Source organism: Hymenobacter sp. DG25A, assembly GCF_001280305.1.
GTDB lineage: Bacteria > Bacteroidota > Bacteroidia > Cytophagales > Hymenobacteraceae > Hymenobacter.
Genome location: NZ_CP012623.1, coordinates 614,565 through 641,355 on the forward strand (window position 1 = coordinate 614,565; position 26,791 = coordinate 641,355).

A 26,791-nucleotide genomic window follows, 5' to 3' on the forward strand; every position below is an offset into this window, starting at 1 on the left:
TTAAGTAGCCGGGCCACATCTGCCTCAATAGTATTTTCCTTATGAATTTACCTGCCTATAGCCGCCGCTTTCGGGTGGTGGGTATCCTGACGGTGGTAGCCGTGTACCTGCTGATACTGGTAGGGGGAATAGTGCGCAGCACCGGTTCCGGCATGGGCTGTCCCGACTGGCCCAAATGCTTTGGCTCCTGGGTGCCGCCTACACACATCAGCCAGCTGCCCGCCAACTACAAAGAAGTGTACACGGCGCAGCGGGTGGCTAAAAACAAAAAACTGGCCGCCACCCTGGAGCGGCTGGGGTTCCGGCAGGTAGCCAGCGACATCTTTGCCCACCCCACGCAATACCTGGAAACTGACTTCAATCCCACTAAAACCTGGATTGAATACGTGAACCGGCTGTTAGGTGCCCTGATTGGCGTGCTGGTTTTCCTGACGGTGTTGTTTGCCGGGCCCTACTGGCGCCGCGACCGGGTGGTGTTCTGGCTGGCCCTGGGCAGTTTCCTGCTGACCGGCGTACAAGGCTGGCTGGGCTCGTTGGTGGTTTCTACCAACCTGCTGCCTATTATGGTTACCATTCATATGGGACTGGCCCTTCTGATTGTGGCCATGCTGATTTATGCGGTCAACCGCTCCCAGCAAGAAACCAGCACGGCGCCTGTAGCGCTGGAGCCTGGCCTCACGGGCTGGCTGTGGCTGACTATCCTGCTTACTTTTGGCCAGATAGTGCTGGGTACCCAAGTGCGCGAGCAGATTGATATTGTAGCCTTTGCCGCGCAGTATCTGGGGCGGGAGAACTGGGTAGAGCAGCTGGGCGGTGCCTTCCGCTTTCACCGCACCTTCTCAGCTGTTTTGCTGCTGCTGAATGTGTACGTAGCGTTTCGACTGTATGCTTTGCCTTCGCGGCCTCTGCAGCGCGCTGCGGTGGCCATTGTGGGCGTGCTGGCGGCAGAAATTGTGGCGGGTATTGTGCTGGCGTACTTTGCTTTTCCTGCTTCGGTGCAGCCCGTGCATCTCACTCTGGCTACCGTATTGTTCGGGGTGCAGTTTCTGGCGCTGGTTGTGTATCGAAGAGCAACGAAATTGGTGGGGCAGGCCGCTATTCCGCGCGTTGTTGCGTAACTTTGCGGCCCGTTCGGGCGGGAGTATTCCCGTTTTCTCTGTTATTCCTTTTGATGACTAAAGTCAGGGCATACTTTCAGCTGCTTAAGTTCCGTCTCTCGCTAACCGTGGCTTTCTCCAGCGCCATTGGCTACCTGCTGGGAGCAAAGGAGCTGGACTGGAGCCGGGCATTGCTGGTAATGGTGGGCGGACTGGCCGTAACGGGGGCTGCCAATACCATCAATCAGATATTCGAGAAAGACCTCGATAAGCTGATGAAGCGCACTGCCAAGCGCCCACTACCGCAAGGGGTACTTTCGATAACTGAAGCCTGGGCTTTTGTAGTCATAATGGGCGTTATCGGGCTGGGGATTCTGACTTATTTCTTCAATCCGCTTGCCGCGGCGCTTTCGCTGGTTTCGCTGATTCTGTATGGCTTCATCTATACCCCGCTAAAGACCATTTCACCTATCTGTGTGGCAGTGGGTGCTATTCCCGGCGGTATGCCCCCGCTCATTGGCTGGGTAGCGGCCACGGGCATGCTGAGCGCTGAAGGCTGGATTCTGTTTGGGATTCAGTTTATGTGGCAGTTTCCGCACTTCTGGGCCATTGCCTGGGTGCTGGATGATGACTATAAAAAAGCCGGCTTTAAGATGCTGCCCACCCCGGGCGGCAAAGACCTGCGCACGGCCATGCAGATCATGACCTATACGCTGGTGCTGATTCCGCTGAGCCTGCTGCCGTTTTACTTTGGCATGACCAATACCACCTACCCCATGGTAGCGGCTATTTGCGGCGTGCTGTTTCTGATGCAGACATTTTACCTGATGCGCACCGTAAGCAAGAAAGCGGCCATGCGCATCATGTTTGGATCCTTCCTCTATCTGCCCATTGTGCAGATAGCCTTGGTAATGGATAAAATCAAAATGTAAGGAAGTGGGTTGTACTAGCAGGAGAGAAGCTCGTCTGGCTGACCTAAAATTGGCTCTTCTGCTTATAACTCAGTAAATAAAAAAGCATATGTATTCTTCTGTTGAGCCCCTCACTAATAAAGAGCCCGGCACCGGTACCCACCCGCTGCGTTTGCTGTTGTGGCTGATGATGGTAAGTAGCACCATGATCTTCGCAGCATATACCAGCGCATATATTGTGCGCCGCGAAGAAGGCAACTGGCTGGAATTTGATTTGCCTACCAGCTTGCTCTATACTACAATCGTCATTCTTCTAAGCAGTGCTACAGTACAATGGGCTTACTTCTCAGCCCGCAAAGACAACCTGAAAAGCGTAAAGCTGGGCCTTATACTGACTATTGTCTTGGGTTTGGTGTTCGTGGCCGGCCAATACAGCGTGTGGGGAGAGCTGGTACGTAACAAGATTCACTTTGGCGGCGTTGATGCTAATCCATCTGGCTCTTTCCTGTATGTGTTGATGGGCGTACACGCTTTTCACCTGCTGGCCGGCCTGATTTTTTTGCTCAAAGTCCTGCGTAAAGCCTTTAACTATCAGGTGCATTCGCGCCAAATGCTCTCTATAGGCAATGTGACCATCTTTTGGCACTTCCTGGGAGGGCTTTGGTTGTACCTGTATTTGTTCCTACTTTTGAACCACTGATTTCGACTTACCACGCACGCAATGTCCACCACAACCACGACACAGACCATTCCGGCTGCTGCCCTGCCCGAGCCCCGCAGCGGTTCCTGGGACGGAGGCAATGAACCCTTCAAGGCTAGCTATGGCAAGCTGATGATGTGGTTCTTCCTGCTGACGGATGCTTTCACGTTCGCGGCTTTCCTGACCACCTATGGTCTGATGCGCCAGCGCCACTTGGCTTATGACGGTGCACCGAAAGACTTTACCTTCTCTACTGCCTACTGGCCCATTCCGGAAAAGGTATTTAATTCCTTCCCCGGCCTGCACGGCATGGACATCCCGCTGGCCTTTGTGGCTCTGATGACGATGATCCTGATTTTCTCGTCAGTAACCATGGTACTGGCTGTAGAAGCCGGCCACCGCATGGATAAGAACGACGTGCAGAAATGGCTGTTGTGGACTATCCTGTTCGGGAGCATGTTCATCAGCTGCCAGGCGTGGGAGTGGCATCACTTCATCACCGGTAGCGAGCATGGCCTGAAAATGCTGGACGGCAGTACCATATTTGGCGCTTCCCTCACGCAGAATGAATACGGACCGGTACTGTTTGCTGACCTGTTCTTCTTCATCACCGGCTTCCACGGTTTCCACGTATTCTCGGGCGTCTGCCTGCTGATCTGGTGCTTTATTGCTACCACCAACGGCACCTTCCACAAGCGTGGCCACTACGAAATGGTAGAGAAGATTGGCCTGTACTGGCACTTTGTGGATCTGGTGTGGGTATTCGTCTTCACTTTCTTCTATCTCATTTGATTTGTGAAATGGTGTGCCTGTAAAAGGGTAAGCTGATCTGAAGCTTACTGTTTTATCTAACTCACTCCCTCACAATTTCACCATATCAAAGCCCCTATGGCTCATTCTGCTCAAGATTTCGACCCCTCAGTAGAAGCACATCACGCCAAGCCTAACACGCGCCCCATCTTCATTGCACTGGCTTGGATTGTAGGCATCACTACGCTGGAATTCGCTATTGCTTTTGCCCTGCCGCACACCATGGCTACGCTCAAGAACAGCATCTTCATTGTGATGACTATTCTGAAGGCCTTCTTCATTGTAGGCGAATTCATGCACCTGAAGCATGAAACCAAAGGCCTGATCTGGACTATCCTGATTCCGATGGCGCTGCTGGTCTGGCTGCTGGTTGCCTTGGTAACAGAAGGCTCCTACATCGGCGAGGTGATTTTCAACCGCTAGTCAATGCGGCCCAAACAAATATTACTGTTGGGCCTGCTACTGCTCGTTCCGGTACTGGCGTTTTTGTTTCTCAAAACCTTCGGTACCAACCGTTACGCGCTGCCAACTTACTTGCCTGACCGCATCGATTCTGTGCGGGTAGGGGAGAAGTGGCAGCGCGATACTGTTTTTCACCCCATAGCCAACTTCCGGCTGCGGGCCCAGACAGGCCGGATAGTGACCGGGCAGGAGCTGGCGAAAAACGGCCTTTACCTGGCCAGTTTCTTTTATACTTCCTGCCCGGGGGCCTGCCCCCAGGTGAATGCCCAGCTGCAGCGGGTTCAGGAAAAGTACCGGCACGAGCCGCGCGTACGGCTGGCCTCCTTTACGGTAAACCCTAAGCAGGACTCAGTGGTTGTACTGGAGCGCTATGCTGAGCAGGTGGGTGCTATTGCGGGCAAATGGTTTTTCCTGACCGGGGATGAGGCTGACATCTATCAGCTGGCAGAAAAGGAGTTCCGCCTGCCCCGCCCTTCCGGCATAGCGCCCGGGCTGGTGCATAGCCAGCTGGTATTTCTGGTAGACCGCGACCAGCACGTGCGGGGCATCTATGATGGCACCAAACCGCGGGATATTGAGCGCCTCATTACCGAAATCAGCGTACTGCTGTACATGTATGACCACGACCTACCCCGCCGCTAACCCCGGCCAACACACCAAATACAAACTCATTCTGGGCATACTGGCAGCCGCGGTGCCACTGGTGGTGGCCGTGCTCTACTATTTTCCCGAAGCCTTCCGCATACCCGGGGCCCAGGTAAAGTTTCTGCCGGCGGTAAATGCCGTATTGAATTCCCTGACGGCGCTTTGCCTGCTGATGGGCTTCTATTTCATCCGCAACAAGCAGGTAGCGCAACACCGGGCTATGATGGGCACGGCCTTTCTGATTTCCTCGCTGTTTCTGGTGTCGTATGTTATTTACCACTCCCAGGTGCCTTCCACTAAGTTTGGAGGCGAGGGCCTGGTGCGGACGGTATATTTTGTGCTGCTGCTTTCCCACATTCTGCTAGCTATTGTAACCGTAGGATTGGTACTGTTCACGCTGTACTTCGCTCTCACGGAGCAATTTCAGAAGCACCGCCGCATTGCCCGCTGGACGTTCCCGGTATGGCTGTACGTCTCGGTTACGGGCGTCATCGTGTATTTCATGATTGCCCCGTACTATACCTGAAGCTGAGCGCAGCAACAGGAAACTTTGCCCGCCCGCGGGTGTTTAAGAAGATATGAAAAAGGTACTTGCTTGGGGAATACTGGCCTTGCTGCTGAGCTGCGGGCTAAGCCTGTTGCCGCTCAGCGCGCAGGCGCAGTGCACAATGTGTAAAACACAGGTGGAAGCCTCGCGCACGGAGAAATCCGGCTACGATACCTCCGGCCTGAATAAGGGAATTGTGTATCTGATGACTATCCCGTATGTGCTGATTGGCACGGTGGGCTTTTTCTGGTACCGCAACGCACAAAAGAAAAAGCAGGCGCTGCGCTAATGGCCGGCACCCGCTCTGCTTTGCTGGCTATCCTGGCGCAAAAATGCCCCCGGTGCCATCAGGGACCTTTGTTTCTGCATCCGGCTTATAACCTGAATAAGTTTGATGAGATGCCCGAGAAGTGCCCCGTCTGCGGGCAGCACTACGAGCCGGAAGTGGGCTTTTACTGGGGCGCCATGTACATCAGCTATGGCCTCTCCGTAGGCGTGGTATTGATAGTAGGGTTGCTGTTGTACTTTGTGGCCCATGATCCGGCTGTTTGGGTATACGTAACGGGCGTTTCCGTCATCATGCTGGCCCTTACCCCGCTGTTGTTCCGCTACGCCCGCACTCTGATGCTGTACCTGTTCGGAGGCATTCGCTACAACCCTGCGGCTGCGCAACCGCCCGCCCCCAACCCGAAATACTAGGAAATGCCGCCGAATGGCGGCATTTTTGTTAGCAACCCATGCTATCTGCCCGTTCAGCTCCGGCTGCTTAGCTATTTATACTTGAAGCTTCCTCGTCATTCTCCACTGGTTTTGCTGCTGCTGGCAGCCCTGTGTTTTCTGGGCGCCTATCTGGGCAACCACTACGGGCTGGCGTCGGATGTGCTGCTGCGGGCCGAAGCGGGGCAGCTGCAATCGGTGCTGCATGAGGCTGAGCGCACGGCCCAGGCCGATGCCGAAAACATAGCAGCCGAAGTGCAGCACGGGGCCGTTACGTTTACCTCCTTACTGCGGAATACCACCTACCCCACCTTTATTTACCAGGGCACTAAGCTGCTGTACTGGTCAGATCATACCACCCGGCCCGACCCGGATAATATCAATCAGAGCTTCCATGAAAAGCTCCTGGATGTGAAGTTTGGTCGGTACCTAGTGCTGCGCCGGCAGGCCGGGGCGTACAGTATTCTCACCTATATCCCGCTGGAGCGGCGCTACGGCATCAGCAACCGGTACCTGCGCGAGGGCGCCGAGCGGGCCTTGTTCCGCGGGCTGGACCTGCGCATTGTTACCGCCAATGCCCGCCCCAGCCTGCCCCGGCTGTACTCCGCCGATGGCACTTACCTGTTTTCGCTGGAGAGCGTGCATCCCAACCCCATTACGGGGAAATATGTGCCGCTGGGGCTGCTGCTGCTGGGTTTTGGGTTCTATCTGGCGGGCTGGGGCAAGCTGGCGCGGGGTCTGTTTCAGCAGCGCCGCCTGCTGGCGGGAGCTGCGGCCGTGGTGCTGCCCTTACTGGCATTCCGGGCGGCACTGCTGTACTGGGGACTGCCGTTTTCCTTTATTGAGCTGGAGCTGTTTAACCCCCGGGTGTACGCGGCGTCCTGGCTTTCACCCTCCCTCGGCGACCTGCTCATTAATGCCCTGCTGCTGGTAGTGGTAGTATCCTATGCCCTGCGCCTTTTCCGTCGGTTTGGGGTGGTGCGCCGCATCTGGCATCTGCGGGACTGGCGGGAGCGTGCCGGGTTGGGTACGGCCACCGTCATGATCTTCTATGCCCTGCTGCTGACGCTATATGAGTTCTACGCCAGCACCTTCACCAACTCCCAGCTGGTGCTGGATATTACCCAAAGCATTGATTTATCAGGTTTCAAGCTGCTGCTGCTGCTGGCTATTGTGCTGCATACGGGCAGCTACCTGCTGATATTTTACATGCTGTCGCAGGTGTTTACCGCTATTATGCGGCCGGCTACCAAAAAGCTGGCGGTGCTGGTGCTGGCGGCCAGTGCGCTGGTGTGGCTGCTGCTGGGCCTGGCCCTGGAGGTACCTGCTCTAACCTTGCTGGGGCTCACGCTGGCGTTCTTCTTTACGCTGCGCCTTACGGGGCTGCGCCAGCTCTCGGCGGTGGTGCCCTACCAGCTATACTTGTTTGTGTTTCTGATGGTTGGCCTGAGTGCCACCGTGGGCGCCCTGGCACTTTACCAGCACTTCGACCGCCAGCTCATTCAAACCAAACAAAAGCTGGCGGGCAATCTGCTGCTCGATAACGACCTGCAGGGCGAGTTCCTGCTGGCTGAGCGCGCCCGCGAAATGGCCAGCGACCCGCTCCTGCAGGCCAAGCTGGCCAGCCCCTTCGATAACCAGGAAGTGGTGCGCCAGAAGATTACCAAGTACTATCTGCGGGACTACTTTGATAAGTATGAGTCTACGGTGTGGCTGTTTGACCCTACCGGCCGGCCCCTGGGCGAGGACAGCCTGGCGGCCCCCTTGCGCCGCAAGCGGTGGCGGCTGCTGGCCGGCGCTATGTCCACCGACCAGCCCAACCTGTACCTGATTCATAACGGGGCTACGTTCAGCTCCCGTCGCTACGTGCTGTTTGTGCCCGTGCCGGTAGCCACCGGGGCCGGCAATGCCACAGTTGTGCTGGAGCTGGTCCTGAAAAAACTCACCACCAATAGCCTGGTACCCGAGCTGTTGGTGGATGAAAAGTTCTTCCAGCCCGGGCTGGGTCCCGAGCTCAGCTATGCCGGCTACCAGGGCAAGCGGCTGGTGTATAGTGAAGGGGATTTCGACTATGGAAATGACCTGAAGCCGGAACAGCTAAACGACCCGCGCCTGTATACCACCGGCATTACGGTGGCCGGTACGCATCATTTAGGCATTACCGGCTCCCAGGACCGGACTGTTGTAGTGAGTACGCCCAAGTATTCCTTCCGGAGCTGGTTTGCCAACTTTTCCTTCCTGTTTTTGCTGCACACTTTCTTCGGGCTGCTGTGCATTGTGGCGTATCTGCTGGCGAAGGGGCGCTACCCGTATATGCTGCGCACCAACTTCAGCACCAAGATTCAGCTGTTCCTGAACATGGGTATTCTGGTGCCGCTGCTGGTGGTGAGCGTGGCCATTGCCAGTCAGGTAACCTCTTCTTACAAGCACGACCTGCTGCATGCCTACGAGCGGCGAGGCAAGGCCGTGCAGGACAATCTGCTGAAAAACCGCGCCCTGCTGGCCGATTCCACCGGCCGGGAGAAGCTCACCGATGTAGCCGAAAACGTAGCCAACCTCACCGAAACCGACCTCAACCTCTACGATGAGCACGGCCAGCTGCTGGTTAGCAGTCAGCCGCTGATATTTGAGAGTGGGCTGCTGAGTCCTTTGATGAATCCGCAGGCTATTAAGGCCCTCAATGAGCGGGCCCAGCCCCGGATATTGCTTTCTGAACAGGCCGGGAGTCTGTCGTTCAACGCTTTGTACCTGCCGTTGCGCATGCCCTCCACCAAGCCGGGGCTGGGCCCTGTTATTGGGTATGTGGGTATTCCGTTTTTCGATTCGGAGAAGGAGCTGGATACCAAGCTGATTGAGCTGGTAGATACCATTCTGAACATCTTTACAGTGATGTTCATCCTGTTTCTGGTGCTCACCTTCGTGGCCTCCCGCATCCTGACAACCCCGCTTAAGCTCATCACCGAAAAGCTCAAGCACACCACCCTTACCGGGCAGAACGAACTGCTTTCCTATGAGTCTTCGGATGAGATTGGCCTGCTGGTGCGCGAGTACAACGGCATGCTGCTGAAGCTGGAAGAAAGTAAGCAGGAGCTGGCGGCGCAGGAAAAGGAAGCCGCCTGGCGCGAAATGGCCCGGCAAGTAGCCCACGAAATTAAAAACCCGCTCACGCCCATGAAGCTGAGCCTGCAGTTTCTGCAGAAAGCCATTGCCGAGCGCCGACCCAACGCCGAGGAGCTGATTGGCAAGATTTCCCAGACACTCATCACCCAGATTGACGTGCTGTCGGATATTGCTACCTCCTTCAGCACGTTTACCAACCTGCCCGCCATGCGGCCCGAGCGGCTGGATGTGGTACCTATTCTGCGGCGTTGCGTGGCCCTGCACCAGGATAGCGCTACGGGCGGCAAAGTGCAGTTTATCCTGCCTGAGGGCATGCAGGAAGCGGGCTTCTTTGTCTTCGCAGACGAAAATCTGTTGGTGCGCACCTTCAATAACCTGCTTATCAACGCCATTCAGAGCGTGCCGGATGGCCGACGTCCGGAAATTGAAGTGCTCTTGGAGCAGCCCGCCGCCGATAAAGTGCGCATCTGCATTCAAGACAATGGCGCGGGTATTCCCCTGGCTGTGCAGGAAAAGATCTTCGTGCCCAACTTCACTACCAAGGTTACGGGCTCGGGCATTGGGCTGGCGGTAGCGCGGCGCGGCATTGAGAGTGCCGGCGGCAGCATCTGGTTTGAAACCCAGGAGGGGGATGGTACCACATTCTATATTGAGCTGCCATTGGCCCCGGCCTAACCCCGGGCGCTGCCTGTTTGCCGGGCACGAATAATCCCGTACTTCGCGTTGTACGGCCTGTTGCCACTGCTGCCATCCAATCCGCGCTTATGATCCGCCGCTTTCCGCGTTGCTTTCTGCTTCTGGGCTGGTGGCTGTTGCTGCTGGGGCCGCTGCAAAAGGCAGTGGGCCAGCAGCGGGCGGAGGCTGTGCCCAGCTCGCGGCGCTGCCAGTGGGTGCGGCTGCAGCCCGCGCGGGACACCACCCTGTTTCAGCTGCCCGATACCCTGACGGTGGTGCCCTCCTCCGTGAGTATTAACGGCCGCTCTGTGGCCTATGATGCCCGCACTGACCAGTACCGCTTTATCCGGGAACGGACTCGCTACCCGGCTCTGAACCCCGGCGAGCCGGATATTGTGCTGCCCAGCCCCCGCCTGGATTCCGTGCTGGTGTGCTACCGCGTCCTGCCGCTGCGGCTGGCTGCACCCCGGTTTCAGCGCCCGCGCAGCCTTATGGATAGCATCAGCTTCCCGCGCCGGCCGTTTGGGTATGATGATTTCGCGGTGAAAGAGCAGATTCTGGCCACGCCGGGTATCAACAAAACCGGCAACCTGAGCCGGGGCATTTCCTTTGGCAACACCCAGAACGTATTTGTCAACTCCTCCCTGAACCTGCAGCTGGAAGGCCAGCTCACGGACCAGGTACAGCTTACGGCGGCTATTTCCGACCAGAACGTACCCTTCCAGCCCGAAGGCAACACCCAGCAGCTGCAGGAGTTCGACCGGATTTACGTGACCCTCACGCACCCGCGCTGGAACCTGACGGCCGGCGACGTAGTGCTGCGCAGCAAGCCCGATTACTTCCTGCGCTTCTACAAAAACATTCAGGGCGCGGCCATTGAAGCCAATTTTGGCAAGCTGCCGCTAGGCGTGGCGGGCCGTAGCGCCGATGTTTCCGGCAACAGCACCATTCCCGCGCAGGCGGCTCCGGCCACGGCCACTACCTCCACCATATTAGGCCGGGGGCGCTACGCTACCACCAGTGTGGCCGCCGGGGTAGCCAAAGGCAAGTTTGCTTCGATTGAGGTAACGCCCATTGAAAACGTGCAGGGCCCATACCGTCTGCGCGGGCCCAACGGCGAGCAGTTTATCATTGTGCTGGCCAACTCGGAGCGGGTATATCTGGATGGGCGCCTGCTCACCCGAGGCTTCGATTTTGATTATGTTATCGACTACAACCAGGCTGAGGTAACGTTTTCGCCCAAGCACCTCATCACCCGCAACTCGCGCATCCGCATCGATTTTGAGTATTCTGATTTCAACTACGCCCGCTCGCTCACGCACCTGAGCCATTACCAGCAGCTGGGCCGCCTGAGCGTGCACGCCAACTACTACCGCGAAGCCGACAACCCCAACAACTCACCCAACCTCGACCTAAAAGACGATGAGCGGGAGCTGCTGCGCAACGTGGGCGAAAACGTGAGCATTGTGGACGTGCCCGGCGGTGACTCTACCAATTACGACCGGCGCCAGGTGCAGTATAACCGCACCGTTTTAATTGATGAACTAACCGGCCAAAGCACGGCCATCTTCACTTACCCCCCGGACTCTACGCGCGGCGTGTACAACGTGCGCTTTACCAACGTGGGCGCCAACCGTGGCAACTATGTGCTGAGCACCACGGCCGTGAGTGCCAACGGGCGGGTGTTTGAGTACGTGGCGCCCATTAACGGGGTGCCGCAGGGCAACTACCAGCCCGTGCGCCGCCTGCCCACGCCCCTGCAAAAACAGGTGATATCCGCAGGCGTTAGTTTCCGGGTTGATTCTACGGCCACGGTATTTGTGGATCTGGCGTCGTCGCAGCTTGATCTGAACCGCTTTTCGCCCCAGGCGGACCAGGGCCGGGCTTTTCGGGTGGGCTATGCCGTGGTAGACCGTCCCCTGAACCTGCCGGTGCTGCAGAACTATAAGTTCCGGAGCACCATGGACTACGAGTATACCAGCAAGCTGTTTGCGCCGATTGACCGGTATCGGGATATTGAGTTTGACCGCAACTGGAGTACCACCAGCACCGTGCGCGGCAACGGCACGCAGCGCCCGCCCCGCGAAGACAACATCTTCAATTTCTCGGCCGGGGCCGTGAAAGACACGGATAACCAATTCACCTACCGCCTGAGCCGACGATACCGCGCCGGCGAGGTAAACGGCGTGCAGCACTGGCTGGATGTGGCCCGCGAGGTAGGCTACGTAGAGCTGCGCAGTGCTTTGTTTGTGCTGAGCTCGGAAGTTGGCCGGCGGCGCTCCAACTGGGCGCGGGGCGAGGCCCAGGCCCGCTACACCCGTGGCCCACTGGTGCCGGGCTACGCCTACCGCTTCGATAAAAACCGCGTGGCCCTGCCTTCCGGCGACTCCCTGACCTCCGCCAATTACTTCGACGAGCACAACATCTTCCTGCAAAGCCAGGACAGCGCCCGCACCCGCTTCCGCCTGGACTACAGCTACCGCCGCGACCAGACGCCTAACCCGGAGCAGACCAGCCTGCAGGAGCGGGGCCGCGCCCAAACCTGGCAGGGCAGCCTCACCACGCGCCTGGGCAAAAAGCAGGATCTGAGCCTGCTGGCCACCTACCGAGACCTGGCCTCCCGCGACTCCGCCCGCCAGCGCACCGTGCTGGGTAAGCTGGACTGGAATGCCAGCCTGCTGCAGAATGTGCTGCGCTCCGAGCTAAGCTACAGCGTGGCCTCGGGCCGGGAGCTGAAGCGCGACTATTCCTTTCTACCGGTGCCCAACGGCCAGGGCACCCACTTCTACGGCGGCGACGCCAACAATAATGGCCGGGAGGAAAAGGAGGAATTCTTTGAAGCCCAAACCCCCGACGCGCAGTACCGCACGCACATCAAGGTGTTTTTGCCGACGGATGATTACCTGCTGGCTTTTACCAACCGCTTCAGCTACCGCCTGAATACCACGGCCCCGGCCAGCTGGCGGGAGCAGCCGGGCTTGCGCAGCTTTGCCGCGCGTTTTTCGGCCCTCACCTCCGTCACGCTGGACAGGAAAACCACGGATAAGAGCCTGAGCTCCCGCCTGAACCCGTTTGCGCTGCAGACCGAAGAATTGTCGTTGCTGAGTCTGAACAAGCTGCTGCGCAATACGCTGTACTTCAACCGGTCCAATCCAATTTTTGGGGCCGAGTTTACGGTGCAGCAAACCCAGCAAAAGGTACTGCTGGCGCAGGGTACGGACATCCGCAACCTGGCCAGCCAAAGCCTGCTGCTGCGCCGCACGTTGGCGCAGTCGTTCACCGCGCGGGTGGTTACGGCCCGCAGCATCCGGGAAATGGCTTCTGATTATCTGAGTGCGCGCAACTACCGGCTGCTGCTGTATGAATTTGCGCCCGAGTTGAGCTATCAGCCCAGCAACACGCTCCGCTTTACCGGTACCTATTTGCACACCACCAAGCAGAATACCCTGGCCGACGGGCCCGACCCGGACGCGCGCGGGGTGTTTGATGAGTTGGGCATCGAGACTCGCCTAAGCCAGGTAGGAAAGCGCACCGTAACGGCGGCCACGCGCCTGGTGCGGGTAGGGTTTGAGGGTGAAATATCTTCCGTAGTAGGCCTAGAAATCCTGAATGCATTGCGCCCCGGCAACAACCTCACCTGGAACCTGAACGCCGAGCAGCGCCTGAGCAACGGCCTCAACCTGACGCTCAGCTACGATGGCCGCAAGCCCAATGGCCTGAGCCCGGTTCACACCGGTCGCATGCAGGTTTCGGTGTTGTTTTAAAGGCCTATCGGCCAGATCCATTTTCAGCAAATAGCCCCGCCACAAACATGATTGTGACGGGGCTATTTATTTAAAGTGGGATTATTGACTTAACAGGCGTTTGATAGGATCCACCACTACCAGTTCGGTTTGCCCGGCCGGGGCCTTGGCGGCATCCAGCTGCTTTTGCAGGGGTGCCATCCAGCCAGCAGGTGGCTGCTGACCTTTCTCCAGCTGCGCCAGGCGAGCCAGGCCGATAGACGCTACCTGGGCCAGGTGCGTGGAAAGGGGCGCGTATTCGCGCAGGCTGGGTGATGTTTGCAGCAACGGCTGCACGCGCACCTCATTCAGCTGCCAGATTTGCAGCTGGCTGCGCAGGCCATTGAACACGCGGCGGGCAGTGGCGGTGCGGGGGAGCTTGCCTTGGTTGGCCTTTACCAAAGCCAGCAGGCTATCCACCTGCACCCCAAACTGGCGGGCTTTTTCTGATTCGGCGGGGGCGGCATCTACCAGGCGGTTTAGCGGAGTTTGGGGCGTGTAGGTGAAGCCCTGGAAATGCCGCTTGTACTCCTTCACGGGTTCCAGCACTTCGGCCAGGGTGCGCAAAGCCGTTACATCGGGGGAGCCGGCCAGCTGTTGCAGAATTTGCTCCGGTGCCTGGCGATGTTGCAGCCCCAGGGTTTCCAGCTGAGCTGATACCGCGGCCAGGCGGCGGTACATATCCGGTACATCGGTAACGGTACCGGCCGACCACAGACGCTCGGCCACGGCGGCGGCTCGGGGCCAGATGCGGCTGTCAATGATATTGGCGTCGGCAAACTCACTCCACATAGTGGCTTCGCCGCCCAGAATCAATTTCTTCTGGGCTTCTGTGAGGGGGGCGTCGACTGGCAGCGGATCAGTAAGGTAGTGAGAGGCGGCGGAGAAGTTCAGGTCCAGGTAATACCCATTGGAGAGCAGAGCCGGGTGGCCTTCTTTGGCGGCATCGTACAGGCCTTTCTTACCGCGCCAGCTTTGGATAACGGCATCAGTGGGCAGCCCCGGGCCCAGAATTTCATCCCAGCCAATCATCTTCTTGTTGTACTTCTGCACAATGGTCAGCACCCGGCGGTTGAACTGGGTCTGAAGCTGATGCTTATCGGGCAGGCCTTTGGGGGTGAGCATGCCCTGCGCGCGCATATACTGGGCAATGCGCGGGTTGCGCCGCCACTGCCGCCCGTCGTTCTCGTCGCCGCCGATGTGGAAATACGGGTCGGGAAACAGCTGGGTCATCTCCGCAAACAGGGAGTCGATGAAGGTATAGGTGGTTTCGCGGGTAGGATCGAGGGCAATATTGGAGGTGCGAAAGCTCTGATAGGGCGTGTAAACGGTATCAATAGAAGCCAGGCGCGGGTAAGCCACCAGCCAGCTGGTGGCATGGCTGGGAACATCGAACTCGGGAATCACCCGAATGCCCCGCGCGGCGGCATAGTCCAGGACTTCCTTAATCTGGACGCGGGTGTAGAAGCCGGGCGTAGTGCTGCCGGCCTGATGCAGCCGCGGAAACACGCGGCTTTCTACCCGAAATGCCTGGTCATCGGTGAGGTGCCAGTGCAGCACGTTCAGCTTCACGGCGGCCATGGCATCCAGGTTGCGCTTGAGCACGGGCACCGGCATAAAGTGCCGGGCGGCATCAATCAGCAGGCCGCGCCACGCAAAACGGGGCCGGTCGTGAATATCGGCCTCCGGGAAATAAAAGGACTTTTTCTCTACGGTGAGTAGCTGCTGCAACGTAGCCAGCCCGCGCAGAATGCCCAGGCTGGTAGGCGCTTCCAGCACCACGCCAATGGGCGTTACGCGCAAGGTGTACGACTCATCTTCGCCCAGCATTACTTTGCCGGAGCGGCCATACCGGATGCTCAACTCGGTGGGCTGGGTGGGCTCACTTTGGGCAAAGGCCAGACTCGGGCGCCCGGTGCGCTCAATCAGCCAGAAATTAAAGCGCTGCACCGCGGCCGTTACCGCAGAATCTGCCGGGGCGGAGGGGAGCAGCACGCGCCAGTGCTGCTTAACCACAAAACGGCCTTTGCCCCATTTCAGCTCGGCGGGTACCGGCATCAGGTTGCGAGTGGCCGTAGTAGGCTGCGCCTGAAGGATAACGGCCGGAAAAAGAAAAAGCAGGGAAAGAGCAAAGAAGCGGAGACGCTGAAGCATAGGGCTACACAAGGGAACAGAAGCGCTGAAAGATACGGGCCAGCGCGGTTTTGGGTAGCCCTTCGAACTTCATGCCAGCCTGCCGGGCTTAAATCAGCCCCCGGGCCTTAAACTCCAGATACCGGTTGATAGTATTGGCCGTGAGGTGCTGCGGGGCCGTGAGCAGGGCATGAATGCCATAGCGCTGCAGTTCCAGCACAATCTGCCGCTTCTCCTGCGCAAACTGCTCGGCAATGGTCTGGTTGTAAACGTCCTCGGTGGATTGCGCCGGGGTATTCAGAAACTGATGCAGCTCGGTGTTCTCGAAAAATACCACCAGCAGCAGGTGGTCTTTGGCCAGGCGGCGCAGATAGGGCAGCTGCCGGTGCAGGCCGTTCAGAGTTTCGAAATTGGTAAAAAGAATAAGCAGGCTGCGCTGCCGGATTTTGGACCGAACGGTAGCGTACAGAAGCTCAAAATCGGTTTCCAGGTACTTGGTTTTCTGCCGGTACAGTATCTCCAGCAGCTTGAGCATATGGCCGCTGCGGCGGTCGGCGGGCAGCATGGCGCCGGGGCGGTTGGAGAAGGTAAACAGGCCGGCTTTGTCGTGCTTGAGCAGGGCAATATTGCTGACCACCAGCGTGGCATTAATGGCGTAATCCAGCAGGCTCAGGCCTTCGAACGGCATACGCATCACCCGGCCTTTGTCAATCAGGCAGTATACCTGCTGGGCGCGCTCATCCTGAAAGTGGTTTACCACCAGGGCATCAGTGCCGCCGGTGCCGGCACGGCGGGCCGTGGCTTTCCAGTTAATGGCGCGCGGGTCGTCGCCGGGCACGTAGGGGCGCACCTGCTCAAACTCCATGCTGTGGCCTACCCGCCGGATGCGTTTCACCCCCACATCCGTCAGGCGGTTGTGAATGGCCAGCAGCTCGTACTGGCGCATCTGCAGAAACGAAGGGTACACCGGCACCGTCTGGTCCTGGCTGAAGCGAAAGCGCCGCCGCACCAGCCCGATAGGCGACGCAACATACACGTGCACGGCGCCAAACTGGTATTCCCCGCGCTTCACGGGGCGCAGCTGGTAGTGAATGGACTGTGTTTCGCCGGCGGCCAGGCTTACCTGAAACAGCACATCGCGCCGCTGAAACTGATGCGGAATCTCATCAATGGTTTCGGTTTGAATGGGAAACCGGTAGTGATTTTCGAGGTAAATGGCTACGTCGTTGTCGGAACCATTGGCCAGCTTCTCGCCTAAAACGCGGCGTCCGAATACCTGTCCCGCGCCGTTGGAGCCCGGCAGGTACAGCAGGGCTACGTCCAGCAAAGTCAAGAGCACTACCAGCCCCAGCGCCACTTGCATGGGCGCCAGCAGCACGGGCCAGAAAAACGCTACCACCAGCCCGGCTATCAAGCAGGCCAGCAGCAAAAAAAGGCGCTTAGTAAGGAAAAAGGACTTCAAAAGCCAGAAAGCAAAGCGGGTGAAAAAGCAGAATGGAGCGGCTACAACCTAGCGGGGTACTTCAATCTGCTGCAGAATCAGCTTCACTACCTCATCGGGTGTGGTGCCTTCCATCTCGCGCTCCGGCGTGAGCAGAATGCGGTGGCGCAACACGGCCGGGGCCAGATACTGCACATCTTCGGGCGTTACAAAGTCGCGCCCCCGCAGGGCGGCCAGGGCTTTGGCACCATTCAGCAACGCCAGGGAGGCACGGGGAGAAGCGCCCAGATACAGGGATTTGTGGGCCCGTGTCTGACCCACAATGCGGGCAATGTATTCCAGCAGTTTGGGCTCCACGTGCTGCTGCTGTACCTGCTGGCGTAGCTGGGCCACCTGCTCGGCCGTGAGCACGGCCTGCACCGCCGAGAGTATAGCGCTGCCCCGGCCCGCATGGTGGCCCTGCAGAATAGAAACTTCCTCCTCCGTGGAGGGGTAACCGATGTGAATCTTGAACAGGAAACGGTCAAGCTGGGCCTCCGGCAGGCGGTAGGTACCTTCCTGCTCCACCGGGTTTTGGGTGGCCAGCACCATAAATGGCTCCTGCATGGCGTAGGTCACGCCATCCTGCGTCACATGGTGCTCTTCCATCACCTCAAACAGCGCCGACTGCGTTTTAGCGGGTGCCCGGTTGATTTCGTCAATGAGGACTACGCTGGCGAAAATGGGACCGGGCCGGAATTCAAACTCCGCTTTGTTAGGCCGATAGATGGACGTGCCCAGCACATCGGAAGGCATCAGATCCGGGGTGAACTGAATGCGGCTGAAGGGTATATCCAGGGTGCGGGCCAGGAGTTTGGCCGTGAGGGTTTTGGCTACGCCCGGCACGCCTTCCAGCAGCACGTGGCCATTGGCCAGTATAGCCGTCAAAAGCAGCTCAATCAACTCCTGCTGGCCCACAATAATACGCCCCAGCTCCTGCCGGATGGCAGCGGCAGCGGTTTGCAGCTGGTTGAAATCGGTGCGGGCGCCGAAGGGCGTTTCCGCTGCTGGCGGTGCCAACTCAGTTTCAGAGAGTGAAGGTTGAGCCGTGGTTAAATCGGAAGCGGGGGAGGAGAAATCAGAAGTCATAGAAAAGATAAGTTAGCGGGCATCGCGCCGGAAGGTGGCCAGCGTCTGGCTGAGCAGCAGCAGTTGATGGTCGGTGACGGTGGGGGCGGTGCGGGTAAAGTGAATCCGACGAATCAGCTCGTCGATGCGGGGGCGGGGCATGCCGGCTTTTTGCGCCAGCCGCTCCCGGAAGGCTTCGTCGTTGAGGTCGGGGGAAGTTTCCTGAAAGCGGTTGCGCAGGAACTCCAGAAACAGGTTGATTTTTTTCTCGGCGATGCGCTCATGGTTGCTGCCCTGGCGGTACAGGGAGGCCACCGTGCGGGTGAACAGCAGCGTAGTGTTGGGCAAGGGTTTGAGCACCGGAATAACGCGCTGCCGGCGGCGGGCTTCAATCACCACAAACAGCAGCGCACTAACCATTAGTAGATAGTAAGCCCAGCGCAAGGCATCGTGGCGCATTACCACCCGCAGCAAAGACTGCTCGCCCAGGCTACCTTGCTTCTGGTATTCGTCCCAGAAAACAGGGCGCGCCGGCAGATAAGACAGCGCTGCCACCCCGAATCCCGCCGTGGCGGGGCGCAGCAGAAAATAATTGCTGAAAGCGGCGGGAGTAGAGCTCAGGAACAAGGAGCCCCGGCCGAAGGGCACGCGCACCAGCACGGGTTGCCGTTGGTCGTTGGTGGCCAGCACTGTGGCCCGGCAAGCACTATCGGGCTTAAAATATTGGTTTGCCTGAGCAGCCGGAAAGCGGAAGCGAGCATGGCCGGCAAAAGCCGGGCTCAGCAGCTGGAGGGTGGTGCTGTCAATGGTGGTTTTGCGGGTAGCCAGCCGGCCGGCGCGGCGCTTTACGTCATCGGAGATGCTCACCATCTGCAGGCGCAAGGTGTCAGTAAGCAGGTCGTCGAGGTACTCGGTGGCAATAAAGGCATGGTTGCCGCGGGCCACATAGCGCAGCAGGGCGTCCCGGTCCAGGCGGCTGAGCGAGAAGGTGTGGTGCACAAATAGGTAATTGGCCGGCGTTTGCAGCACCCGGGCAGCGGGCGCATTCACCGGCAGCACCGTATCGGCGCTGGAAAATTGCTGCTTACCCAGGTTAGGCAGCAGCTGGTTGGCAATAGGCTGGCGAACTATGCTCACGCGTTGTTGGCCAAACAGCTCCGGCAGCAGCTCAAAGAGCACGTAAGTACCGTAGGGAATTTTGTGTCGGTTCTGATAGGTGGGCTCCCAGTTGGTGGGCTCCGGCTTAAAGTATTCCACGGCCACAAAGCCTGCGAACAATACCACCAGCCCCAGAAGATAAGCTCGGAATCTGGTCATGAGGCGGCGCGGCGGGTAAGGGCTGCCAGAAACTGCTGCCGGGCATCGCGCACGGTGGCATAGCGCAGGGGCGTGAGGGTTTCCTCGCCATACCACACATACTCAAACTGGCGGGTGAGCAGGCTGAAACCATCCTGCCAGGGCGTGCCGGCCAGCTCCTGCAGGTAGCTGTGGTTGGTTTTGTCCGGCTGCCAGTTAATAAGGTGGCGCGAGGTCAGCGTGTGCAGGATGAGCAGGTAGCCCAGCCGCACGCCCAGCCGGTAGTTGCCGGTGGCTTCGGCTTCTTCCAGGCGGGCGGCAAAATCAATGCTATTGATGTCCTCGGGCGCTGCTTCATAGCTGAGCGGCAAGGAACGGGAGGCACGCCCAAAGGCGCTGGTATAATCCAGCCGCAACAAGCGCAGCAGCACATATAGAAAGGCTGCCCCAAAAGCGGCGTACATCACGTAGCGCCCCCGGCTCTGGTAGCCCGGGCCCATCAGCAACTCGCCCAGCCACTGCCGGAAGCGCCGCCAGAACAGGTCCCAGGTGCTGGCTTCTTCGGGCAGCGGCTCCACATACTGAAACGCACGCTGCCGCCGAAACTCGCGCAGCCGGGCCGCCGGCATGAGTAGCCGGCGGGGGGTGGTGCGGTCGGTGGGCAGGTGGATAGCGGCGCGCGCTGGCTTGGTCCGGGCCGGAATAGCCGGAGTGGCCGCCGTGAGGAGCAGTACCAGCGCGGAAAGCACGGCTACCGGCAGCCACCGCGGGTGGGCCGGCGCCGGGCGGCTAGTATTCGCCCTCATCCTCGGGCTGGTAGGAGCGGGAGGTAGGCACCGCTTCGAGCTGGGCACCAATGGTATCCACCAAAGCGTGCAGGCCCTGGCCTTCCTTGCGCTCTACCAGATTAAAATACTGAAAAGCCAGGGCCAGAAACAGCAAAGGGTACAAGGCCATAGTTGACACCGAATTCAGACTCGCTGCTACGACCGACATTACCCGCCCTAAAACGGATTGGGCCTGCTCCGGGGTCATTGTGAAAGGACTGCTGATAAGAGAGGTAATTGCCAAAACAACAAATGCCAGTACACCTACCAGCAACAACATAATAAAGATCAACCCGAAGGTAGACCACCATTTGCCCCATACCAGCGTGAAGCAGCGGCCAATGGTGGCGAAAAAGCCCTTCCGCTCCCGTAGCTGAACAATAAAGAACAGGCTCAATGCTACCATAGCGTAGCACATAACCGCGTAGATGGCGAAAATCGTCACAAATACCATGAAGGGGTTACCGCGTAGAAAGGCGGTAGCCAGGCCCAGAACCATGCCTATGGCCAGTACACTTAGAATTAAGACGAGCGTAAGGCCAAAAAAGGAAAGTATGGTGCCGGCGAAACGCCGCTTCACTAACGCCCACACCTCATGCACCGTGACTGGCTCCAGCGGGTCCTCCTTTTCCAGGCGCAGCACCAGGTAACCATATACCGTGAGGATAAGCAGCGTAAAAGAAACCAGACTACCCAGGATGGCCACCCAATATTCCGGGCCGTTAATCATATTGGAAAGGCGCTGTAACGACTCGGCCTGGTTACTGGCTCCGCCCCGGGAAACTATGGTCTTCCAGGTGTTGAACAAGCCACCCATGCGTGCTTGTAGCAGTCCGCCGGCAATGCCCTGCAGAAGGAGCAGCGGCAGAACAATATACATTAAACACTTACCTAAGGGGCGAAAGTGGGCCCGGACAAAGTCAAAAGAAGCTTCGATTTTGCGGCCAAATTCCCGCTCACGCAGAAAATCAGTGGGGCGGGTAAAGGGCAGATGAGCCATAGCAGAGAGTTATAAATACGAAATCAGGAAACAGGGAAAGCCTTGGTCTGCTGTTGGTGCAGCCGGCGCGGATATAGTATAAAGTACCAGATAATGAACCCCGCCGAGCCGCCAATAATGAGCAGGCTGGCAGCCAGCGGCATCTCGGTATGGCGCGTTACAAAGCCTTCCAGAAAGCCCGCCAGAATAAAGATGGGGGCCAGGCCCAGCACCAGCTGCATGCCGTCGCGGGCGGCGCGGCGGAAGGACTCGCGCCGGGCATAGGTTCCCGGAAACAGAATCCCCCGGCTCATGACCAGCCCCGCACCTCCGGCCAGCACAATAGCCGATATTTCCAGCGTGCCATGAATCCAGATGGTGAGCAGCGAAGGCAGCAGCACCCCTTTCTGGTAGAAAAACTGCTGAAATGCCCCCAGCATCATGCCATTGCGAAACAGGATGGTGCCCGTGCCCAGCCCCGGCAGCAGCCCAGTAGCAAAGGCCAGCAGCGAGACTTTGATGTTGTTCACGGTGATGTAGAGAAACATCACGCTTTCATTCGCACCCTTGTAAACCGCCATCGGGTCGCCGCGCTCAATGTTGGCCAGCGTCTGGTTTACGTACTGGTCGCCGAGCACCACGCGCACAAAGGAGTCATCGAGGGCGGCGGATAAGGCTCCCAGGGCAGTGCAGAGCACAAAAAACAAAAGGGCAACGCCCAGCGTGCCGTGGTGGCGGGCCACCAGTAGGGGCAGTTCACGCAGCCAGAAATGCACAAAGCGGCCCTGCTCTGCGCTTTTGTTTTTGTACAGTGCCTGGTGTAGCTTGCCCGTTAGCGCATTCAGATACGCGGTGGTGCTGGAGTCCGGATAGAAGGTGCGGGCGTACGATAAATCATCGGTTAGCTCAATAAAGCGGTTGGCCAGCTCCTCCGGGGTGCGGGCCGGGGTGCTTTCATACTCCCGCCACTTCGCCTGGTTCTGACGCAGAAATAAAACTTCGCGCATATGGCGCCCAATCCACGGAAATAGAGATAATCGCTAATAGCAGCGTCTGACAAATATATAAAAATAGCCTGCTCCGCCGCCGGGTTTTTCCCTTATTGTTCAAGTTTTCCCTTATTGTTCAAAATACCTGTTCATGAGTACGATTCACGTGCAAACCGCCCAGAACGTGGCGCTGGAATATGAAGTAGCCAGCGTGGGCGACCGGATACTGGCGCAGCTACTGGACTGGCTGGTGCTGCTGTTATTTTCAGTGGTGGTAAACTTTCTGATTGAGAAGGCCACCAGCTCTCAGGATGAGCGCCGTATTCTGCTGATGTTGCTGATAGCCCTGCCGTGGCTGCTCTACCAACCCCTCTGCGAGATATTCTTCAACGGGCAAAGTATAGGCAAGCGCGCCCGCCAGATAAAAGTAACGCGGCGCGACGGGCTGCGCCCTCACCTGGGCGACTACCTGCTGCGCTGGCTGCTGGGCCTGCTTGAAGTGAGTGCCTCCTTCGGGAGCATTGCCACCGTGGCCGTGCTGCTCAACGGCCACGGCCAGCGCCTGGGTGATATGGCTGCCAATACCATGGTAGTGAGTCTGCGGCCGGCCCCCGCCACCGGTAGCCTGCCCCTCGCCGACCTCCCGGCCGGCTATATGGTGGTGTTCCCCCAGGTCAGCACCCTCTCTGATCAGGACATCAATCTGGTACGCCGGCTGATGCACCAGGCTCTGAAGCGCAATAATTATATGCTGTTGCACGAAGTTGCCAATAAAGTAAAGGCGCTGACCAGCATTCAGACTGATTTGCAGGATGAGCCTTTTCTGCATACTATCCTCCAGGATCATGCGTATCTGGCCGCCACCTACGGCTAAGCCTGCTCATAAAGGCTATTCAAAATAGAAGTAAAAAAGCGAAGCGGAGACAGGCCACTAGGCTTGCCTCCGCTTCGCTTTTTACTTTAAATGATTCCCGTTTTACCGGCCGCTTACCACGGCACCGGCTCGCCGCGCCAGGTTACGAAGCTGCCGTTTTCCTCCGCGTGCAGCTGCTCGGCCAAGCGAATAATGCCTTTGGCGGAGTCGGAGGGAGGCAGGGCGGCGCTGGAGCCACCCATATCGGTGCGTACCCAGCCGGGGTCAACCAGGATGCATATCAGGCCCTGGTTGCCAATTTCAGCCGCCAAAGCGCGCATGTACATGTTCAGGGCTGCTTTGCTGGCGCTGTAATGGTAAGGGTCGCCGGAGGCTTTCCACGTGAGGGAGCCCAGGCCCGAGGACAGACTGATGATGCGGCCTTTCTGACCTGCTTTCAGCAACCCCAGAAACTCCTGCGAAACCAGCAAAGGGCCAATAGCATTGGTTTTCATGACCGACAGGGCATCTTCCACCGTGAGGGCGCCCAGCCGCTGGGAGGCAGCCTGCCCATCGGCCCCAGCGCCGGGGTAAATACCGGCGTTGTTAATTAAAATTTCCAGGCCATCGGTTACGGCTTCCACAGCTCTCCGGGCCGCATTAATGGAGGCGGGGTCCGTTACATCAAGGGCAATCAGGGTAAGCCGGTCAGGGTACTGCGCCCGCAGGGCGCGCAGCTCGGTGGCCGCATCGGGGTTGCGACTGGCGGCAAAAACCTGGTCGCCGCGCTCCAGATATTGGCGGGTTAGCTCGAGGCCCAGGCCCCGGTTGGCACCGGTAATGAAAATGCGTTTCATAGGGTGGTGTTTGAATGCGTAGATATGCCGACAACATCGGCCCCGAAGCTTAGTAAATAAAAACTAACCCAGTCCACACATGGTGTAGTGGAATAGAAAAATCAGTCGTTTGTTTCTATTCTTCCATTAGCTTTATGGAGCAGAGCCCATGGTTAAAATTATTGTTTTGGTAAGGGTAAAGCGCCGCTTTTGCGTTCAATACCTAAGGCGGTGATGATAACGTGGTCGACAAAGTGCACGTTTTTACCAGCGGTTAATACACTCAATTCCTTATCTGATTCTTTCCTTCGCTGCTCTGAGGCAACCATACGAAAAGTAACCATAAGGTAGAACCGGGCTGGTACTGGCTTGCCACGATATATGGCCGGAATCCAGTTGTTAAAATTATCCCGCAGGGCCTTCCATGCTTCATCGTCGCAGGCGGGCGATACTCCATTTTCAATTAAAAAGTCCTGAGCCTGTCCGGTTGGAGTCACGACATAAGAGATTAGAACAGTGCCTTCCGTTCCGGATTTAATGGCGACGGATGGGTATTTAATGCTTTGAGCAATTTGAATTATATCATGTTCCCGGCTACCCAGCAAGCGCGGTGCTCTCATTGGCCGGACTAACTGCCAGGCAGTATCTACTTTAAGCCAATAGCGGGTGGTATCCGGACGGGAAAAGACAATCTTACTCGAGTCATAGTCGAACGTAAGATCTGGCTTACCATTTGAATCAAAATACTCCCATAAGCCTACAGGCCGATTGTCAACGAGTTTCCCCTTTTCAAATTTGTTCTTCCCGGGTTTCATTTTGGGAGGCTGGCCGTACCCCCATAAAGTAGTTAGTAAGCAGAAAGCAAGAAGAAGTAATCTCATGGGTACTAAATAGGATAACATTGTAAAGACAAGTCAAAAGTAGCCAGGATTTACAACTATTAAGCTTATCTATCACATAGACAAAAGAATCCCCACCCGAAGCCAAATATTTGGCTTCGGGTGGGGATTCTTGCTGAGCAGGGCATTGGCTTACCCGGCCGCAATGGCCTTTCGCTTGGTTACCCGGGGGTGGCGCTCCTCAGAACCCTGGGACAGCAGCTCCTCGTCACGGTCCGACTTTTTCACCGTCCAGCTGAGCGAGTACAGGTCCTTGCGCCGGTCGCGGAGGTTACGCACGGCCCCGCTGGTGTTCAGATCCTTAAGAAGGTCCAGGTCCAGGTCGGCAATGAGCGTCATCTCCGTGTTGGGCGTGGCTTCGGCCACGATGGCATCGTGGGGGAAGGCAAAGTCAGAGGGGCTGAACACGGCACTCTGCGAGTACTGAATGTCCATGTTTTCTACGCGTGGCAGGTTGCCTACTGAGCCCGTAATGGCCACGTAGCACTCGTTTTCAATGGCCCGGGCCTGGGCGCAGATGCGCACGCGCTGGTAGGCGTTCTTGGTATCGGTCCAGAACGGCACGAACAGGATTTTCACGCCCTCGTCGCTCAGCATGCGGGCCAGCTCGGGGAATTCGATGTCGTAGCACACCAGAATGCCGATTTTGCCAAAGTCCGTATCGAAGCACTTGAGCTTGTCGCCGCCGCGCATACCCCAGTAGCTGGCCTCGTCGGGCGTCACGTGCAGCTTGTACTGTTCGTCCACTGTGCCATCGCGGCGGCAGAGGTAGGCCACGTTGTGCAGCTTGCCGTCCTCGTACACCGGCATCGAGCCGGCCACGATGTTGATGTTGTAGCTCACGGCCAGCTCCATCATTTTGATTTTGATGGGCTCGGTGAAGGCCGCCATGGCCCGGATGGCCACCGCCGGCGAGTCCTCGTTGGTGAGGGCCATGAGCGGGGCGTTGAAAAACTCGGGAAACATCACGCAGTCCGACTTATAGCCGCTCACCGTGTCCACGAAGAATTCCATCTGCTGCAGCAAGTCTTCCAGGCTGCGGGTGGCGCGCATTTGCCACTGTACAATGCCAATACGAACGTTGCTCTTCGTGTTACCGATGAGCTTGTCCACGTCCTCGTCATAATACACGTTAATCCACTCCAGCAGCGTAGCAAAAGCCTTGGACTCGGAATCGTAGGGCAGATAGCCGCGGATGATTTTGCGGACGTAAAAGTCGTTGGAGAGCTGGAAGGTGAGGATGGGGTCCGTAATTTCCTTGTTGCGCACCATTTCCACGTACTTGGCGGGCGTCATCTCATTAGCGTAGGCCGCGTAGCCGGGAATACGGCCACCTGCCACCATGGCGCGCAGGTTCAGGTTCTCGCACAGCTCTTTGCGAGCATCGTACAAGCGGCGGCCCAGGCGCAGACTGCGGTATTCGGGGTCCACGAACACGTCCACGCCATAGAGCGTGTCGCCATCCGGGTTATGGGTATCAAACTTACCGAGGCCAGTGATTTTGGCGTAGGTGTGCCGGTCGCCGAAATCAGAGTACTCCACAATAATGGCCAGGGCGGCGGCTACCACTATGCCATTGTCTTCGATGCAGATCTGGCCTTCGGGGAATTTGCGCAGCAGGTTATTGTATTCATCCTGGGCCCAGGCGCCTTCCATATTGGAATACACCTTGTCCATGATGTCGCGCACGGCTTTGTAGTCGCCGCGGCGGAGGGTGCGCAGCACCAGTTTGTGAGCTGGTACCGCCGTGGGCGTCAGGCGCTCAACAGCTACGGCTGCCTTTTTAGCGTGGCTACCGCCGGATTTAGAACTAGGAGAAGGCATAAGGAAATTTGGAAACGGAGTTTTGCCCAAAGGTACGGCATGCGCGGGGGTTACGTTGGGCCTGGCAGAAAACGGCAAAAGCATTCCGCCCGATTCAGCAGCTGAACCGGGCGGAAATACAACAACTATCCAGCAGAAAAA

At 57.9% G+C, this 26,791-nt stretch carries 22 protein-coding genes; 12 read left to right on the forward strand and 10 right to left on the reverse strand.

All coding sequences use genetic code 11. From position 1 onward, the window contains the following. Positions 1-41 precede the first annotated feature (41 nt). The 11 genes from AM218_RS02605 to AM218_RS02655 all read left to right on the forward strand — a co-directional run bounded on the left by AM218_RS02605 (position 42) and on the right by AM218_RS02655 (position 13,448). The gene (locus tag AM218_RS02605) at positions 42-1,118 is read left to right on the forward strand and encodes a COX15/CtaA family protein (protein ID WP_054411607.1); all 1,077 of its coding nucleotides are present in this window, start codon (positions 42-44) and stop codon (positions 1,116-1,118) included. Between the two features lie 53 nt (positions 1,119-1,171). Beyond that, positions 1,172-2,029: a heme o synthase gene (gene cyoE, locus AM218_RS02610; RefSeq protein ID WP_054411609.1), complete on the forward strand. Its 858-nt coding sequence runs from the start codon at positions 1,172-1,174 to the stop codon at positions 2,027-2,029. Positions 2,030-2,117: 88 nt separating this feature from the next. Further along, on the forward strand, positions 2,118-2,708 hold the full coding sequence (locus tag AM218_RS02615; protein ID WP_054411611.1) for a cytochrome c oxidase subunit 3: 591 nt from the start codon (positions 2,118-2,120) through the stop codon (positions 2,706-2,708). A 21-nt stretch (positions 2,709-2,729) separates the two neighbouring features. Next, positions 2,730-3,500 carry a cytochrome c oxidase subunit 3 gene (locus AM218_RS02620; protein WP_054411613.1) on the forward strand — a complete coding sequence of 257 codons (771 nt, stop codon included), beginning with the start codon at positions 2,730-2,732 and terminating at the stop codon, positions 3,498-3,500. A 96-nt stretch (positions 3,501-3,596) separates the two neighbouring features. Then, positions 3,597-3,941 carry a cytochrome C oxidase subunit IV family protein gene (locus tag AM218_RS02625; RefSeq protein ID WP_054411615.1) on the forward strand — a complete coding sequence of 115 codons (345 nt, stop codon included), beginning with the start codon at positions 3,597-3,599 and terminating at the stop codon, positions 3,939-3,941. A 3-nt stretch (positions 3,942-3,944) separates the two neighbouring features. Continuing rightward, a complete protein-coding gene (locus tag AM218_RS02630) occupies positions 3,945-4,622 on the forward strand; it encodes an SCO family protein (RefSeq protein WP_071843677.1) in 678 nt (225 codons plus the stop codon). Further along, a complete protein-coding gene (locus AM218_RS02635; protein ID WP_054411620.1) occupies positions 4,597-5,151 on the forward strand; it encodes a DUF420 domain-containing protein in 555 nt (184 codons plus the stop codon). The genes AM218_RS02630 and AM218_RS02635 overlap by 26 nt, the downstream gene beginning before the upstream one ends. 52 nt (positions 5,152-5,203) lie before the next feature. After that, entirely contained in the window at positions 5,204-5,461 is a 258-nt protein-coding gene (locus AM218_RS02640; RefSeq protein WP_054411622.1) for a CAMCR motif-containing small membrane protein, read from the forward strand. After that, the gene (locus AM218_RS02645; RefSeq protein WP_071843678.1) at positions 5,461-5,871 is read left to right on the forward strand and encodes a DUF983 domain-containing protein; all 411 of its coding nucleotides are present in this window, start codon (positions 5,461-5,463) and stop codon (positions 5,869-5,871) included. Before AM218_RS02640 ends, AM218_RS02645 begins: the two co-directional genes overlap by 1 nt. Positions 5,872-5,952: 81 nt before the next feature. Beyond that, positions 5,953-9,684 (forward strand): sensor histidine kinase, encoded by a 3,732-nt coding sequence (locus tag AM218_RS02650; protein WP_157547483.1) that lies wholly within the window; start codon positions 5,953-5,955, stop codon positions 9,682-9,684. Positions 9,685-9,773: 89 nt separating this feature from the next. After that, entirely contained in the window at positions 9,774-13,448 is a 3,675-nt protein-coding gene (locus AM218_RS02655) for a DUF8818 domain-containing protein (protein ID WP_054411626.1), read from the forward strand. Between the two features lie 81 nt (positions 13,449-13,529). On the opposite strand, the gene AM218_RS02660 is transcribed toward AM218_RS02655, so the two are convergent. The 7 genes from AM218_RS02660 to AM218_RS02690 form a co-directional block, all read right to left on the reverse strand. Then, entirely contained in the window at positions 13,530-15,620 is a 2,091-nt protein-coding gene (locus AM218_RS02660; protein ID WP_054411628.1) for a beta-N-acetylhexosaminidase, read from the reverse strand. Between the two features lie 88 nt (positions 15,621-15,708). Then, positions 15,709-17,061 (reverse strand): DUF58 domain-containing protein, encoded by a 1,353-nt coding sequence (locus tag AM218_RS02665; RefSeq protein WP_157547484.1) that lies wholly within the window; start codon positions 17,059-17,061, stop codon positions 15,709-15,711. Between the two features lie 48 nt (positions 17,062-17,109). After that, complete coding sequence (locus AM218_RS02670) at positions 17,110-18,168, reverse strand: AAA family ATPase (RefSeq protein WP_082318034.1); 1,059 nt, start codon at positions 18,166-18,168, stop codon at positions 17,110-17,112. 12 nt (positions 18,169-18,180) lie between these two features. Continuing rightward, on the reverse strand, positions 18,181-19,464 hold the full coding sequence (locus tag AM218_RS02675; protein WP_054411630.1) for a DUF4350 domain-containing protein: 1,284 nt from the start codon (positions 19,462-19,464) through the stop codon (positions 18,181-18,183). After that, the gene (locus AM218_RS02680) at positions 19,461-20,249 is read right to left on the reverse strand and encodes a DUF4129 domain-containing protein (RefSeq protein WP_054411632.1); all 789 of its coding nucleotides are present in this window, start codon (positions 20,247-20,249) and stop codon (positions 19,461-19,463) included. Before AM218_RS02680 ends, AM218_RS02675 begins: the two co-directional genes overlap by 4 nt. Continuing rightward, a complete protein-coding gene (locus AM218_RS02685) occupies positions 20,233-21,270 on the reverse strand; it encodes a hypothetical protein (RefSeq protein ID WP_054411634.1) in 1,038 nt (345 codons plus the stop codon). The genes AM218_RS02680 and AM218_RS02685 overlap by 17 nt, the downstream gene beginning before the upstream one ends. A 23-nt stretch (positions 21,271-21,293) precedes the next feature. Beyond that, the gene (locus tag AM218_RS02690) at positions 21,294-22,256 is read right to left on the reverse strand and encodes a stage II sporulation protein M (RefSeq protein ID WP_054411636.1); all 963 of its coding nucleotides are present in this window, start codon (positions 22,254-22,256) and stop codon (positions 21,294-21,296) included. A gap of 133 nt (positions 22,257-22,389) precedes the next feature. On the opposite strand from AM218_RS02690, the gene AM218_RS02695 reads away from it, so the two are divergent. Then, entirely contained in the window at positions 22,390-23,112 is a 723-nt protein-coding gene (locus tag AM218_RS02695; protein ID WP_054411638.1) for an RDD family protein, read from the forward strand. A gap of 113 nt (positions 23,113-23,225) precedes the next feature. On the opposite strand, the gene AM218_RS02700 is transcribed toward AM218_RS02695, so the two are convergent. The 3 genes from AM218_RS02700 to AM218_RS02710 all read right to left on the reverse strand — a co-directional run bounded on the left by AM218_RS02700 (position 23,226) and on the right by AM218_RS02710 (position 26,503). After that, the gene (locus tag AM218_RS02700) at positions 23,226-23,948 is read right to left on the reverse strand and encodes an SDR family oxidoreductase (protein WP_054411641.1); all 723 of its coding nucleotides are present in this window, start codon (positions 23,946-23,948) and stop codon (positions 23,226-23,228) included. A 158-nt stretch (positions 23,949-24,106) separates the two neighbouring features. Beyond that, entirely contained in the window at positions 24,107-24,808 is a 702-nt protein-coding gene (locus AM218_RS02705; RefSeq protein WP_197274005.1) for an energy transducer TonB, read from the reverse strand. A gap of 150 nt (positions 24,809-24,958) precedes the next feature. Then, positions 24,959-26,503, reverse strand: a complete 1,545-nt coding sequence (locus AM218_RS02710) for a carbon-nitrogen hydrolase family protein (RefSeq protein ID WP_231717581.1) — start codon at positions 26,501-26,503, stop codon at positions 24,959-24,961. Positions 26,504-26,791: the final 288 nt, after the last annotated feature.

Excerpts from the sequence above, each read along its gene's own strand:
- AM218_RS02605 (WP_054411607.1), top strand. The coding sequence starts at position 42 with ATGAATTTACCTGCCTATAGCCGCCGCTTTCGGGTGGTGGGTATCCTG.
- cyoE (WP_054411609.1), top strand. The coding sequence starts at position 1,172 with ATGACTAAAGTCAGGGCATACTTTCAGCTGCTTAAGTTCCGTCTCTCG.
- AM218_RS02615 (WP_054411611.1), top strand. The coding sequence starts at position 2,118 with ATGTATTCTTCTGTTGAGCCCCTCACTAATAAAGAGCCCGGCACCGGT.
- AM218_RS02620 (WP_054411613.1), top strand. The coding sequence starts at position 2,730 with ATGTCCACCACAACCACGACACAGACCATTCCGGCTGCTGCCCTGCCC.
- AM218_RS02625 (WP_054411615.1), top strand. The coding sequence starts at position 3,597 with ATGGCTCATTCTGCTCAAGATTTCGACCCCTCAGTAGAAGCACATCAC.
- AM218_RS02630 (WP_071843677.1), top strand. The coding sequence starts at position 3,945 with ATGCGGCCCAAACAAATATTACTGTTGGGCCTGCTACTGCTCGTTCCG.
- AM218_RS02635 (WP_054411620.1), top strand. The coding sequence starts at position 4,597 with ATGACCACGACCTACCCCGCCGCTAACCCCGGCCAACACACCAAATAC.
- AM218_RS02640 (WP_054411622.1), top strand. The coding sequence starts at position 5,204 with ATGAAAAAGGTACTTGCTTGGGGAATACTGGCCTTGCTGCTGAGCTGC.
- AM218_RS02645 (WP_071843678.1), top strand. The coding sequence starts at position 5,461 with ATGGCCGGCACCCGCTCTGCTTTGCTGGCTATCCTGGCGCAAAAATGC.
- AM218_RS02655 (WP_054411626.1), top strand. The coding sequence starts at position 9,774 with ATGATCCGCCGCTTTCCGCGTTGCTTTCTGCTTCTGGGCTGGTGGCTG.
- AM218_RS02660 (WP_054411628.1), bottom strand. The coding sequence starts at position 15,620 with ATGCTTCAGCGTCTCCGCTTCTTTGCTCTTTCCCTGCTTTTTCTTTTT.
- AM218_RS02670 (WP_082318034.1), bottom strand. The coding sequence starts at position 18,168 with ATGACTTCTGATTTCTCCTCCCCCGCTTCCGATTTAACCACGGCTCAA.
- AM218_RS02675 (WP_054411630.1), bottom strand. The coding sequence starts at position 19,464 with ATGACCAGATTCCGAGCTTATCTTCTGGGGCTGGTGGTATTGTTCGCA.
- AM218_RS02680 (WP_054411632.1), bottom strand. The coding sequence starts at position 20,249 with ATGAGGGCGAATACTAGCCGCCCGGCGCCGGCCCACCCGCGGTGGCTG.
- AM218_RS02685 (WP_054411634.1), bottom strand. The coding sequence starts at position 21,270 with ATGGCTCATCTGCCCTTTACCCGCCCCACTGATTTTCTGCGTGAGCGG.
- AM218_RS02690 (WP_054411636.1), bottom strand. The coding sequence starts at position 22,256 with ATGCGCGAAGTTTTATTTCTGCGTCAGAACCAGGCGAAGTGGCGGGAG.
- AM218_RS02695 (WP_054411638.1), top strand. The coding sequence starts at position 22,390 with ATGAGTACGATTCACGTGCAAACCGCCCAGAACGTGGCGCTGGAATAT.
- AM218_RS02700 (WP_054411641.1), bottom strand. The coding sequence starts at position 23,948 with ATGAAACGCATTTTCATTACCGGTGCCAACCGGGGCCTGGGCCTCGAG.
- AM218_RS02705 (WP_197274005.1), bottom strand. The coding sequence starts at position 24,808 with ATGAGATTACTTCTTCTTGCTTTCTGCTTACTAACTACTTTATGGGGG.
- AM218_RS02710 (WP_231717581.1), bottom strand. The coding sequence starts at position 26,503 with ATGGACAAGGTGTATTCCAATATGGAAGGCGCCTGGGCCCAGGATGAA.